General features: G+C 65.2%; 12 protein-coding genes. 4 read left to right on the forward strand and 8 right to left on the reverse strand.

What is annotated here, in order from left to right:
- Positions 1-19 precede the first annotated feature (19 nt).
- The 6 genes from AC0L23_RS00515 to AC0L23_RS00540 all read right to left on the reverse strand — a co-directional run bounded on the left by AC0L23_RS00515 (position 20) and on the right by AC0L23_RS00540 (position 7,759).
- Complete coding sequence (locus AC0L23_RS00515; protein ID WP_473356749.1) at positions 20-2,008, reverse strand: TonB-dependent siderophore receptor; 1,989 nt, start codon at positions 2,006-2,008, stop codon at positions 20-22.
- Between the two features lie 518 nt (positions 2,009-2,526).
- On the reverse strand, positions 2,527-3,192 hold the full coding sequence (locus tag AC0L23_RS00520) for a methionine ABC transporter permease (protein WP_018457839.1): 666 nt from the start codon (positions 3,190-3,192) through the stop codon (positions 2,527-2,529).
- Positions 3,182-4,348 (reverse strand): methionine ABC transporter ATP-binding protein, encoded by a 1,167-nt coding sequence (locus AC0L23_RS00525; RefSeq protein WP_473356750.1) that lies wholly within the window; start codon positions 4,346-4,348, stop codon positions 3,182-3,184. Before AC0L23_RS00525 ends, AC0L23_RS00520 begins: the two co-directional genes overlap by 11 nt.
- Before the next feature lie 227 nt (positions 4,349-4,575).
- Positions 4,576-6,048 (reverse strand): DASS family sodium-coupled anion symporter, encoded by a 1,473-nt coding sequence (locus AC0L23_RS00530; protein WP_085349813.1) that lies wholly within the window; start codon positions 6,046-6,048, stop codon positions 4,576-4,578.
- Positions 6,049-6,160: 112 nt separating this feature from the next.
- Positions 6,161-6,967 (reverse strand): enoyl-CoA hydratase/isomerase family protein, encoded by an 807-nt coding sequence (locus tag AC0L23_RS00535; RefSeq protein ID WP_085349814.1) that lies wholly within the window; start codon positions 6,965-6,967, stop codon positions 6,161-6,163.
- 33 nt (positions 6,968-7,000) lie between these two features.
- Positions 7,001-7,759 carry a hypothetical protein gene (locus tag AC0L23_RS00540; protein ID WP_085349815.1) on the reverse strand — a complete coding sequence of 253 codons (759 nt, stop codon included), beginning with the start codon at positions 7,757-7,759 and terminating at the stop codon, positions 7,001-7,003.
- A 62-nt stretch (positions 7,760-7,821) separates the two neighbouring features.
- Between AC0L23_RS00540 and nthA the strand changes: the two genes are divergently transcribed.
- Genes nthA through AC0L23_RS00555 form a run of 3 tightly spaced genes read left to right on the forward strand, consistent with a single transcriptional unit; the run spans position 7,822 to position 9,481 of the window.
- A complete protein-coding gene (gene nthA / locus AC0L23_RS00545) occupies positions 7,822-8,445 on the forward strand; it encodes a nitrile hydratase subunit alpha (protein WP_085349816.1) in 624 nt (207 codons plus the stop codon).
- Positions 8,442-9,101, forward strand: a complete 660-nt coding sequence (gene nthB / locus AC0L23_RS00550; protein WP_018457833.1) for a nitrile hydratase subunit beta — start codon at positions 8,442-8,444, stop codon at positions 9,099-9,101. Before nthA ends, nthB begins: the two co-directional genes overlap by 4 nt.
- Entirely contained in the window at positions 9,101-9,481 is a 381-nt protein-coding gene (locus tag AC0L23_RS00555) for a nitrile hydratase accessory protein (RefSeq protein WP_018457832.1), read from the forward strand. Before nthB ends, AC0L23_RS00555 begins: the two co-directional genes overlap by 1 nt.
- A 158-nt stretch (positions 9,482-9,639) precedes the next feature.
- Here AC0L23_RS00555 and queC read toward each other — a convergent pair whose 3' ends face one another.
- Positions 9,640-10,353 carry a 7-cyano-7-deazaguanine synthase QueC gene (queC, locus tag AC0L23_RS00560; protein ID WP_018457831.1) on the reverse strand — a complete coding sequence of 238 codons (714 nt, stop codon included), beginning with the start codon at positions 10,351-10,353 and terminating at the stop codon, positions 9,640-9,642.
- Between the two features lie 136 nt (positions 10,354-10,489).
- On the opposite strand from queC, the gene mazG reads away from it, so the two are divergent.
- Positions 10,490-11,344, forward strand: coding sequence for a nucleoside triphosphate pyrophosphohydrolase (gene mazG, locus AC0L23_RS00565; RefSeq protein ID WP_018457830.1), 855 nt, complete (start codon positions 10,490-10,492; stop codon positions 11,342-11,344).
- Between the two features lie 20 nt (positions 11,345-11,364).
- Here the strand turns inward: mazG and hflX are convergent, their stop codons facing one another.
- On the reverse strand, positions 11,365-12,747 hold the full coding sequence (gene hflX, locus AC0L23_RS00570) for a GTPase HflX (RefSeq protein WP_026233449.1): 1,383 nt from the start codon (positions 12,745-12,747) through the stop codon (positions 11,365-11,367).
- Between the last annotated feature and the right edge of the window lie 7 nt (positions 12,748-12,754).

The raw sequence follows: 12,754 nt of genomic DNA on the forward strand, positions 1-12,754 counted from the left end.
GGCCTGTCCTCATTCGAACTCACCACCGATATGTCAGCTTGCCGATGGCCTTGCGTCCCTCCGCGTAGAAGCAGCCCGACAGGCTGTAGCAGGCGGCGACATAGCGGGTGTCGGCGAGGTTGGTGATGTTCAGCGACAGGCGCCAATTGTCCCTTGTGTAGGCGAGCAGCGCGTCCAGCACGGTCGCGGATCCGACCTTGAATGTATTGGCGTCATCGCCCCAGGTCGCGCCGACATAGCGGACGCCGCCGCCGAACTGCAGGCCCGCGAGCGGCCCGGTCTGAAGCGTATAGTCGTTCCACAGCGAGGCGCGGTTGAGCGGCACGGTGACCGGCGCCTTGCCGACATTCACCGGATCCTGCGTGACGATTGCATCGACATAGGCATAGGCCGCGCGCAGGTTCCAGCCGTCGGCGAGCGACATCGTGCCTTCGAGCTCGAGGCCGCGCGATTTCACTTGACCGGTCTGCTCGGCAATGTTGAGCGGAGGCGCAAAGGTGACGACGTTGTCGCGCGTCAGGTCGAAGGCGGCGAAGGTGAACAGCGCGTTCCATCCGAGCGGCTGGTACTTGACGCCCACCTCGTACTGCACGCCGGTCTCGGGATTGAGCAGCTGTCCGCTCGGGCCGGTCGCGAGCACCGGCAGGAACGATTCCGAGTAGCTGAAATAGGGCGCGATGCCGTTGTCGAAATTGTACATCATTGCGGCGCGGCCGGTGAAGGCCGACGCATCCTTCGCGACCGACGTATTGAAGATGCCGCTGTCGACCTGCGTCGTTACAAAATCCTGGCGGCCACCGAGCTGGAACGAGAGCCGGCCGAGCTTGATCTGGTCCTGCGCGTAGAGGCCGACCTGCGACTGCTTGACCCCGGTGTCGTCGCTCATGGCGCCCATGGTCCAGTCGTAGCTGTAGACCGGGCTGAAGACGTTGATCTCGGGCGCGGACGTCGCGACGCCAAAGGCGGTGTCGCGGAATCTGGTGTTGCGATAGTCGATTCCGACCAGCGTGGTGTGGCTGAGGGAGCCGGTGGTGAACTTGCCCTGGAGCTGGTTGTCCACCGCGAAGGAGTTGATGTAGGAGTTGCTGTAGCTACCGAAACGCGCGAGCTGTCCCGCGGCCTCGTCGGTATAGCCGGCGCCGTAGAACACCTTCTCCTCGTTGTGCTGGTAGGCGTAGCGCAAATTCTGCCGGAACGTGATGTTGTCGGTGAAATTGTGCGAGAGCTGGTAGCCGGCGGTCGCGATCTCGGTGTTGAACGCGTTGAAGCTCGGCACGCCCGCGAAGAACGAGACCGGGATGGTGCGGCCGTTGTTTGGCCACACCGTGCCCGAGGCCGGCAAGAACTGGAGGCCCCACCCTGCCCGGTCGCGCTGGTAGTTGGCGAGGATCGTGATGGTGGTGTCATCGTTCGGCTTGAACGTGACGGCGGGCGCGATGAAGACGCGGTTGTCCTTGGTGAAGTCGACCTGGGTTTCGCCGTCGCGCACCACGCCGGTCAGGCGCCACAGCACGGTGCCGTCCTTGTTGGCGGGACCGCCCATGTCGAACTGGCCCTGATAGCGGTTGAAGCTGCCGCCCGAGATCGAGACCTCGCCGAACTGCTGGGCCGTCGGCAGCTTGGTCACGTAGTTGAGGATGCCGCCGGTGCCGCTGCCGCCATACATCGCCGAGGATGGGCCCTTGAGAACCTCGAGACGCTCGGCGCCATAGGGATCGAGGCCGTTGAAGTGCACGTAATTGCTGGAGGGAATCCGCAAACCGTCGACATAGAGGCCCGACATGGTGGTGTCGAAGCCGCGGATCTGGAGGGCGCCGAAGCGCGTGTCCGAGCCGCCGTTGACGTCGCCGCTGACGCCGGCGGTGTAGCGCAACGCCTCGCCGATCGAGACCGCGCCCTGGTTCCTGACCTGGTCGGTCGTGACGACGGAGACGGACTGCGGGGTTTCGATCAGCGGCGTATCCGTCTTGGTCGCGGTGCCGCTGCGCGTCGCAACGAAACCGCGCACCGGACCATTGGAGCGTTCACCGGTGGCATCGTTCGAGGATGCCGACTGGGTTGGCGCAGCTTGCTGCGACGGAGAGCGACGATTGGCGCGCGCGGTGCGTGTCGCCGCTGACTGTCGCGTTGAGGCGACCGCTGCAGGCCGGGCGCGCTGAGCCGGGGCTTCGACGGTGACGGCGGGGATCTGCGTTTGCGCCTCCACGGCACCGAAGGGAACGACGAGAGCAAATGTGCTGGCCGCTCCGAGGAAGAGAGTCTGTATCTGTCGACGACGCGTGTCGGCACGCGAAGCAAGTTGGAAATCGGTCACGTTTGTCGAGGCCCCACGCACTGCCGGCTTCGCCGGTATCGTTTTTGATGCCTCGCCCTAACGCAGGCGATTTCGGAGTGCGATAGGAACTGCGTTAGAATTTCTCCAGACGCGTGCGCAACGCGTGCGACGAATGCACTCAGTCGTGTCTCGAAGTTTGGAATGCTTCCAGACCGACAAGAACCTGCTTGTTCGAAATGTCTTAAACGGCGTCAGCGATGTCGCAGCCGGCGATTGACCCGGCGCGCGAGATAATCTCCGGCGCTCTGCACGAGCTGCACCAGCGCGATCAGCACCACGACGACGGCCAGCATCATCTCCGGCATGAAGCGCTGATAGCCGTAGCGGATGCCGAGATCGCCCAGGCCTCCGCCTCCGACGGCGCCGACCATGGCGGAATAGCCGAGCAGGCTGACAACCGCGAGCGTCAGCGCCAGCAGAAGACCCGGCAGCGCTTCGGGGATCAGCACCTTGAGCACGATCTGCATCGGCGAGGCCCCGAACGAGGACGCCGTCTCGATCAGGCCGCCATCGACCTCGCGGATCGCGGCCTCGACCAGGCGCGCGATGAACGGCGCCGATGCGATCGTCAACGGTACGATCGCGGCCGTCGATCCGATCGAGGTGCCGGCCACCAACCGCGTGAACGGGATAATGGCGACGACCAGGATGATGAAAGGCGTGGATCGCGTCGCGTTGACGACGGCACCGAGCACGCGATTGACGATGGGCGCCGCGAACAGCTCGCCTTTCCGGCTGGTCGCGAGAAAGACGCCGAGCGGCAGGCCGAAGGCGGTGCCGATCAGCGCGGCGAGCCCGACCATGTACAGGCTCTCGCCGGTCGCCTGGATGATCAGGTTGATGAGTTCAGGCGACATAGCCGAGACGCTCCGCGGGGAATTGATATTGTGAAAGCCAGGCCAGCGTGCGCGTCGTCGCGTCCTCGCCGCCGGACATGCCGAGAGGGATACCAAGCGTCAGCGAGCCCACATGCTGGCCGCCGATCTCGTCGATGCGGGCCGACAGCAGCGACACGTCGAGGCCGAGCTCGCGCGCCAGCCGCGCCACCATCGTGTCGCCGGCCCCTGCCCCGCGCACCTGGACGCGGATCACGGCCTGTCCGGCCGGAGGCTGCTCCGAAACGATCCGGCTCGCCAGCGACACCGGCAGGCTGTCTCCGATTACTTCGGCCAGGAAGGATTGCGTGATCGGATGCTTGGGGTAGGTGAAGATGTCGGCGACATGGCCGCTCTCGACGACGCGGCCGGCATCGAGCACCACGACATCCCCCGCAAGTTGGCGCACCACGGACATCTCATGGGTGATCAGTACGATGGTCACGCCTAGCTCGCGGTTGATGTTCGCGAGCAGATCGAGGATCGCCCGCGTGGTCTGCGGATCGAGCGCCGAGGTCGCCTCATCCGACAGCAGCACGCTCGGCCGCGTCGCGAGCGCACGGGCAATGCCGACGCGCTGCTTCTGGCCGCCGGAGAGTTCTGACGGGTAGCGATCGTGCTTGTCTGCGATGCCCACCAGCGCAAGCAGCTCGGCCACGCGCGCGCGGATATCGGCCTTGGCCCAGCCGGCGATCTCCAGCGGCAGCGCGATGTTGGCGGCAGCGGTGCGGGAGGACAGCAGATTGAAGTGCTGGAAGATCATGCCGATCGAGCGCTGCGCCAGCCGCAAGTCGCGGCCCGAGAGCGCCGAGATATCTCTGTTATCGACGACGACGCGGCCCGTGGTCGGCCTCTCCAGGCCGTTGATGAGCCGGACCAGGCTCGATTTGCCGGCGCCGGAGCGGCCGATGATTCCGGTGATCGAACCGCGCGGGATGGCGAAGTCGATGTTTTGCAGGGCATTGACGCCGGGCTTGCCGCGATAGGCCGGATAGGTTTTCGAGACGCCTTCGAAGCGGACCATCGCGTCGGACGCAGTCGCGGCAGGTGAGATCGCGTGAGCTGAGATCGCGTCAAACTTTTCGATCGGCTGTCCGATCGCGAGCGACGGGTGGACGTTCATGGAGGCGGCCTTCATGCACAATAGTTCCCTTGCCCCTGGGCATCCGGGAACGGTCGCATCAAGCGACGGAGAGTGAAACCGCGATGAGGACTCGGCTGGAGCGCGCTGCACCGCAGCACGCACAATCGCCCTTTCGGGTCGCTCTGGCAATGTCAGATATTTGCGGGGAGTTGGACGAAGTTTTCCAAATGTCTTCCCGCTGAAGAAAATTCATCTGCCGCCGTATTGCCCTCCCGCCCGACTCAGTGGACCTGCAACCAGGGCCATACGATCAGCAGCAGCCCCGCGAAATAGAGCACCCCGAAGATCAGCCCAAAACCCCAGAACTGACCCTTGCCGATATAGCCGCTCCCGAAATACATCGGCGCCGGCCCGGTCGCGTAAGGCGAGATCACCCCCATCAGGCCGAGCGAATACATGCAGAGCATGGCGAGCGTCGTGACTGGTAGGTCGGGGATGCCGGATCCGACCGCGAGCACCACGGGCAGCACGGCGGCGGCATGCGAGGTGATGCTCGAGAAGAAATAGTGGATCCAGAAGAACAGCGCGACCAGCAGGAGCATTGCGGTCGACGGCGACAGCCCGGCGAGCGGCTTTGCGTATTCGGTCGCGAACCATTTGATGAAGCCGATCTCGTTGAGGCCCGAGGCCAGCGTCAGCAGCGAGGTGAAATAGAAGAACACCTCCCAGGCGCCCTTCTCGGCGACGATGTCGGCAAACTCGATCACGCCCGTCACCAGCATCAGCGAGATCACGATGAACACGACGGTGGTGGCGTTGACGAAATTCGAGCCCAGAAGCGGCACGCGGATGTCCGGGCTCGAGCCCGCGATCCACAGGAACATCGCGAGCAAGATCAGCGCCAGCATGATCCATTCATTGCGCGACATCGGGCCCATCTCCGCGAGCTCCTTCGATGCCCATTCGGAAATTTCCGGGCTGCTCTTCACCTCGGGGCGGCAGACCGCGTAGCTGAGCAGCGGGACCAGCACCATCAGGAGCAGGCCGAGCGGCGCAAAGCCGATGAACCACTGCGCCCAGCTGACGTCGATTCCGGCGGTCTTCTTGGCGATGGCGAGCGCCGCTGCATTGGGCGCCAGCGCGGTGAAGAACAATGAGCTGGTGACGGCGGTCGACGCGAACGCGGTCCACATCACGTAGGTGCCGATCTTGCCGGCGGTCGGTCCTGGCTCGGAGCCGTAGATGCGCGGGATGTTGCTGATGATGGGATAGACGATGCCGCCGCTGCGCGCGGTGTTGGACGGTGTCGCCGGCGCCAGCAAGAAGTCCGACATCGCCACCGCATAGCCGAGACCGAGCGTGTTGGTGCCGAGCTTTTGCACCAGCACGAGCGCAATACGCCGGCCCAGCTGGCTCTTGCGGTACCCGATCGAGAACACGAAGGCGCCGACGATCAGCCACACCGTGCTCTCGGCAAAGCCCGCCAGCATCCAGCGCAGCGATTTGGTCGGATCGGGATCGATATAACCGCCGACGCCGGCAACCGTCAGCCCGATCAGGCCGACCGCGCCGACCGGCATCGATTCCAGGATGAGCCCGGTGATGACGGCCGCGAAGATCGCAAAATAGTGCCACTGATTGGCGTTGAGCCCTGCGGGCACCGGCCACAGATAGATCAGCAGCCATACCGCGAGCGGCGCGATCAGCTTCCAGCGAAACCCTTTCGTCTCGGGTGCCTGCGTGCCAGTGGTCATGGGCCCTCCCCCTCGATCGTCATTGTCGTCTGCCGGCCCGTTGATCGGGCCTATTTTGTCCCAGCGCCGCGTATACGGATAGTCCGCGGCGCAATCAATGCCTGGCCGGCTTCTACCGCCCTCTGAACTTCGGTTTGCGTCGCGTCAGGAACGCCTCGACGCCCTCCTTATGGTCCTCGCTAAGGCTTGCCAGGGCGAACTGGTCGACGTCCATGTGGCTGGCGAGATTATCCAGCGCATGCGCCAGCCGGTTGACCGTGAGTTTCGTCATGGCAACGGAGAGCGGCGGCTGCGCTGCCACCTTGCGCGCAAGCTCCATCGCGGCATCGAACGCATGGCCGGGATCGACCACCTGCTCGACCAGGCCCCACTCATAGGCCTCATCCGCGCTGATGCGCTGATCGGCCAGGACCACCGCCTGCTTGGTGCGCGCCGGGCCGATCAGATGCAGCATGCGCGGAATGCTCTGCCAGCTCATGTTCATGCCGAGGCCGATCTCGGGCACGCGCAGATGGGCATCGCGTCCCATGACGCGGAAGTCGAGCGCGACGGCCAGCGCCACGCCGCCGCCGACGCAAAACCCCTCGATGGCGGCGATCGTGATCTGCTCCATCTCCTGCCAGGCGTGGGTCAGGCGCGGTCCGAGCTTGAGATGCCGCCGCAGCGTGCCGAGGTCCATGTCCTTGCGCGCGCGGCCTTCGGCATCCTTGAGGTCGAAGCCGGCGCTGAACGCAGCCGCGCTGCCTGTCAGCACCACGGCAGAGGTTGCGGCGTCATCCTCAAAACTGCGCGCGGCCGCGGTGAGCTGGCGTAAAGCCTCTGGCGATAGCGCATTGATGCCGTCGCCGCGGTCGAACCGCACCACCGCAATCCGTCCCTCCGGCCCGAGGCCCTTCTCGATCTTGACATAGTCAGGCAACGCAAACTCCCCTGGTCTTGGTCTTCCTGGCGCTCACAGATGCCCGGTGCGCCGATGTTCGGGTTCGCTTCCATGGACCGGAAACCGGATCGTGGTCCCGATGGTGATCCAGTTGGCATTTTCGCCGGTGATGTTGCGGCCGTAGATCAGATCGACGGAGAATATCTCGTTCGGTCGGTAGCGGACACCGGTCTGGAAACGCGGCTGCACGATGCTTGCGACCTCGGCGGCGCCGGCCTGCCCGTACGCCTCGATCGTCCATTGCAGCGTGTCGGTGAATTTCCAATCGAAGCCGATGCCGTAGGTCAGGTAATGGCGATCCACCGTCCGATCCCAGAGCCAGCCGCCGTTGACGTTGATGCGCATGGTCTCCGACAGGCGGAAGGTCGCGGGGATGACGGCAAAGGGGGATAGCGCCTCGCCGGTCGCCGCGTCGAACGATCCTCCGCCATAGGCCGACAATCCCCACCGGCCGATTCCGGTCGGGACGAAATTCGTCTTGGCTTTTGGCGCGATTGTCGTGCTCCAGTCGCCGCCGCTCCGGGCCCGGATGGTCTGCAGGCTCAGCTCGATCGGCCTGAAGGGATCGACGACACAGGAGGGATTGGCGACCGCCGAAAAATCCGTGTTGGAAGCCGCCGACAGCCAACTTTCCACCTTGCAGGAGCCGACATCGGAAATGTCGGCGGCATCGACCGCATAGGCGCCATTCGCGGCGCGCGCATCCTGCGCCGCGAATGCGCCAAGAGCCGCGATTGCGACGGTTATTCCGGTTCTTGCAGCCCAGCCCATGGTGCGATGTTAGCAGAGTCTTCGGCTCGACAACGCCCGGATTCTGGGACTATCTTCGCCCCATGAGCGACCATCATCACCACGATCACGACCATTCCGAGCTGTCGGAGACCGAGCTGCGCGTGCGCGCGCTCGAGACGATCCTGACCGAAAAAGGCTATGTCGAGCCGGCCGCGCTCGACGCCATCATCCAGGCCTATGAGACCCGGATCGGCCCCCATAACGGCGCGCGCGTTGTCGCCAAGGCCTGGAGCGATCCGGCGTTCAAGAAGGCACTGCTGGAGGACGGCTCGAAGGCGATCGGCACGCTCGGCCATGTCAGCCGCGTCGGCGACCACCTCGTCGTGGTCGAGAACACGCCGCAACGTCACAACATGGTCGTGTGCACGCTGTGCTCCTGCTACCCCTGGGAAATGCTGGGGCTGCCGCCGGTCTGGTACAAGGCCGCGCCCTATCGCTCCCGCGCGGTGAAGGACCCGCGCGGCGTGCTCGCCGATTTCGGCGTGCAAGTCGCCAAGGACGTTGAAATCCGGGTATGGGATTCGACCGCCGAAACGCGCTTTCTGGTGCTGCCGATGCGCCCCGCAGGGACCGAAGGCTGGAGCGAGGAGCAGCTCGCCGAGCTGGTCACGCGCGATTCCATGATCGGCACCGGCTTTCCCAAGGCGCCGGGGGCGCCGTCATGAACGGCGTGCACGACATGGGCGGCATGGACGGGTTCGGCAAGGTCGAGCCCGAACCGAACGAGCCGGTGTTCCACGAGGAATGGGAGTCGCGTGTTCTCGCCATGGTGCGCGCGATGGGCGCGGCCGGCGCCTTCAACATCGACACCTCGCGCTTCTATCGCGAGACGATCCCGCCGCATATCTATCTCTCGAGCTCCTATTACAAGAAATGGTTTCTCGGGCTCGAGGAGATGCTGATCGAGAAGGGCTACCTCACTCGGGAGGAAGTCGCCGCCGGCCACGCGATGCAGCCGGCCAAGGCGCTCAAGCACGGCAAGTTCGATCTCGGCCAGGTCGAGCGCATCATGGTGCGCGGCAAGTTCGCCCGCCCTGCCCCGGCGCCGGCGAAATTCAAGATCGGTGACAAGGTCCGCGCGAAGAACATTCACCCGGCGACCCACACCCGCCTGCCGCGCTACGTGCGTGGTCATGTCGGAATCGTCGAGCTGAACCATGGCTGCCACGTGTTTCCGGACTCGGCGGCGATGGAGCTCGGCGAGAATCCGCAATGGCTCTACACTGTCGTGTTCGAGGGCCGCGATCTCTGGGGCGCGGACGGCGATCCGACCTCGAAAGTCTCGATCGATGCGTTCGAGCCGTATCTGGACCCGGCGTGATGAGCAGCACGGCTGCTGCTGCCGCGACGGCAGCGATCCCGAGCATTCCGCGCGACGATGACGGCCCGGTGTTCCGCGCGCCCTGGGAGGCGCACGCCTTCGCGATGGCGCTGACGCTGCACGAGCGCGGCGTGTTCACCTGGCCCGAATGGGCGGCAGCCCTGGCCTCCGAGATCAAGCGCGCGCAGGCGGCCGGCGATCCCGATACGGGCGAGACCTACTATCTCCATTGGCTCGCCACGCTGGAGGGGCTGGTCGCGCGCAAGGGCGTTGCGTCTGCGGAGACGTTGCATCGCTACCGCGACGCCTGGGACCACGCGGCCGATCGCACCCCGCACGGCAAGCCGATCGAGCTGAAGGCGGAGGATTTTGCGCCGTAGTCCCTTTGCGCGTTGCTTGGGTACACTCTAACCCCAACCAACACTGTCATTCCCCGCGAAGGCGGGGAATCCAGTACGCCGCGGCCTGTCGATTATCGCTACCTTCTCGGAGTACTGGATCACCCGCTTTCGCGGGTGATGACACCGAGTCTATGGTATCACCGTCCCGCCACGTACTCCCGCCACCCCTTCGCCCGCAGGCTGCACGCCGGGCATTCTCCGCAGCCGTATCCCCAATCATGCTGCGCGCCGCGTTCGCCGAGGTAGCAGGTGTGCGACTGCTCGCGGATGAGGTCGACCAGCCCGTCGCCGCCGAGGTCATGGGCGAGCTTCCACGTCGCGGCCTTGTCGATCCACATCAGCGGGGTATGCAGCTCGAACTTGCGGGCCATGCCGAGCGACAGCGCGGCCTGCATCGCGCGGATGGCGTCGTCGCGGCAATCGGGATAACCGGAATAGTCGGTCTCGCACATGCCGCCGACGATGTAACTGATGCCGCGCCGATAGGCCAGCGCCGCGGCGAAAGTCAAAAACACCAGATTGCGGCCGGGCACGAACGTGTTCGGCAGGCCGTCGGCGCCCATCGCAATCGCGACGTCGCGCGTCAGCGCCGTCTCGGACACGGCCGCCAGCGTCGGGATCGCTAGCGTGTGGCTCTCCCCGAGCCTGGAAGCCCAATCCGTGCGCAGGCCCTTGATGCCGTCGAACAGCCGGTCGCGGCAGGCAAGCTCGATGGCGTGGCGCTGCCCGTAATCGAACCCAAGCGTCTCCACGTGCGCAAAACGATTCAGCGCCCAGGCAAGGCAGGTGGTGGAATCCTGGCCGCCGGAAAACAGCACCAGCGCGGTTTCGGATGAAGATGCGTCAGTCATGGCCCGCGCTTTAGCACTGCGCACGCGGCTCGCCAATCTGGCGCGCCAACCGGTGGAAATCACCCTGTTCCGCCGCGCTACGCTGGGAACGGGGGCGCTTTTGGCATAAGGCTTGAGAGCCAGGAGAATGCCCGCAATGACCCCTTCCCGCGACATTTCCCGCCTGATCGAGATCATGGCGGCGCTGCGCACGCCGGTGACTGGCTGCCCCTGGGACCTCGAGCAGAATTTTGCGACCATCGCCCCCTATACGATCGAGGAAGCCTATGAGGTGGTCGAGGCCATCAGCCGCGGCGATCTCGACGATCTCTGCGAGGAGCTCGGCGACCTCCTGCTGCAGGTGGTGTTCCATGCTCAGATGGCCGAGGAGCAGAACGCCTTTGCCTTCGGCGATGTCGTCGAGGCCATCACCCGCAAGATGATCCGGCGCCATCCGCACGTCTTCGCCGACAAGGAGGGCAATCTCGCCTCCTCCCACGTCAAGGAAGTCTGGGACCGCATCAAGGCCGAGGAGAAAGCCGAGCGTGCCGCGCGCCGGCCACCCCAGGAAGCGCCGTCCCACAAGTCGCTGCTGTCAGGCGTGAAGGCCGGCCAGCCCGCCCTGACGCGCGCCATGGAGCTGCAGCGCAAGGCCTCCACTGTCGGCTTCGACTGGAACGATCCGCGCGCGGTGCTGGCAAAAATCCGCGAGGAAGCCGACGAGATCGAGGCCGCACTCGATCGCAACGACAGCGAGGGGTTGGCGGAAGAGACCGGCGACCTGATGTTCGCGCTGGTCAACCTCGCCCGCCATGTCGATGCCGATCCGGAAGCCGCGCTGCGGGCGACCAACACGAAGTTCGAGCGGCGGTTTGCCTATATCGAACGGGCGCTGGAGGCGCAGGGGCGGACCCTCGAGCAGGCGTCGCTGGCGGAGATGGACGCGTTGTGGAATGAGGCGAAGAGTGCGAAGCAGTCGTCACCAGAGGAGCGCAAGCAAGCCGGCCGCTAACTCGGCCGGGACGACACTAACTACACGGACAGTCGCGGCACGGCATCGAACCGGTTCACCACGATATCCCGCTTGGTCTCGTCCACCCGCACCGTCATGTCGAAGCGGCCGTCGTGCAGCTCTTTCGCCAGCACTTCGGAATTCCGATGCAGCCAGCTGATGCCGGCGCCGTCGGAGGCATCGATGGAGAGGTCGAGCGTGATGCGCTTGGCGGCCAAGCGCTCCTCGATCGCGGCGAGCAGCGCGTCGACCCCTTCGCCCGACACGGCCGACACCAGCATCGCGGGATGGTCCTCCGGCCTGCGCGCGGCGATATTCAAGAGTTCTTCGCGCTGTTCGGGACCATAACGGTCGATCTTGTTCCAGACCTCAATGATGCGGCCTGAATCATCGGGATTGATGCCGAGCTGGCGCAGCACCGCGTCGACGTCGCTCTGCTGCGCCTCGGCATCGTCGTGCGAGATGTCGCGCACATGCAGGATGACGTCGGCCTCCAGCACCTCCTCCAGCGTGGCGCGGAAGGCGGCGACGAGCTGCGTCGGCAGATTGGAGATGAAACCGACGGTGTCCGACAGCATCGCCTTGCCGCCATGCGGCAGGGTGAGCGCGCGCAGGGTCGGATCCAGCGTGGCGAACAGCATGTCGGCGGCCTGCACGTCGGCGCGGGTCAGGCGGTTGAACAGCGTCGATTTGCCGGCATTGGTGTAGCCGACCAGCGCCACGACGCGGTACGGCACCCGCTGGCGGCCTGCGCGATGCAGGCGGCGTGTGGCCTGCACCTTCTTCAGTTCGCCCTCGAGCTTGGAGATGCGCTCCTGGATCAGGCGGCGGTCGGCTTCGATCTGCGTCTCGCCGGGACCGCCCATGAATCCAAAGCCGCCGCGCTGGCGCTCGAGATGGGTCCATGAGCGCACCAGGCGCGAACGTTGATAGTTGAGATGCGCGAGCTCGACCTGGAGCGAGCCTTCCTTGGTCTTGGCGCGGCGGCCGAAGATTTCCAGGATGAGACCGGTGCGGTCGAGCACCTTTGCCTGCAACTCCTTCTCGAGGTTGCGCTGCTGGATCGGCGCAAGCGCGCAATCCATCACCACGAGTTCGACGTCGAGGCTCTTGGCGAGCGCGGCGATCTCCTCGACCTTACCCTTGCCGATATAGGTCGCAGGGCGGATCTGGCTGATCGGCGCGATGATGGCGTCGGCAACGACGAGATCGATCGCGCGCGCGAGGCCGGCGGCTTCGTCGAGCCGGGCTTCCGCGTCACGCACGACATGAGCTTCCGATTGCGCGTCGGCACTGCCTGCGCGCACCCGCAAATAGGGACCGATGACAAGCACCCGCCCCGTCTGCGTACCCCCTGCCGACCGCGGACGGTCGGCATCCCCGTCGAAATTCCGGGGTTCCAATCAGATC

Source organism: Bradyrhizobium sp. MI1.4 (genome assembly GCF_055811315.1).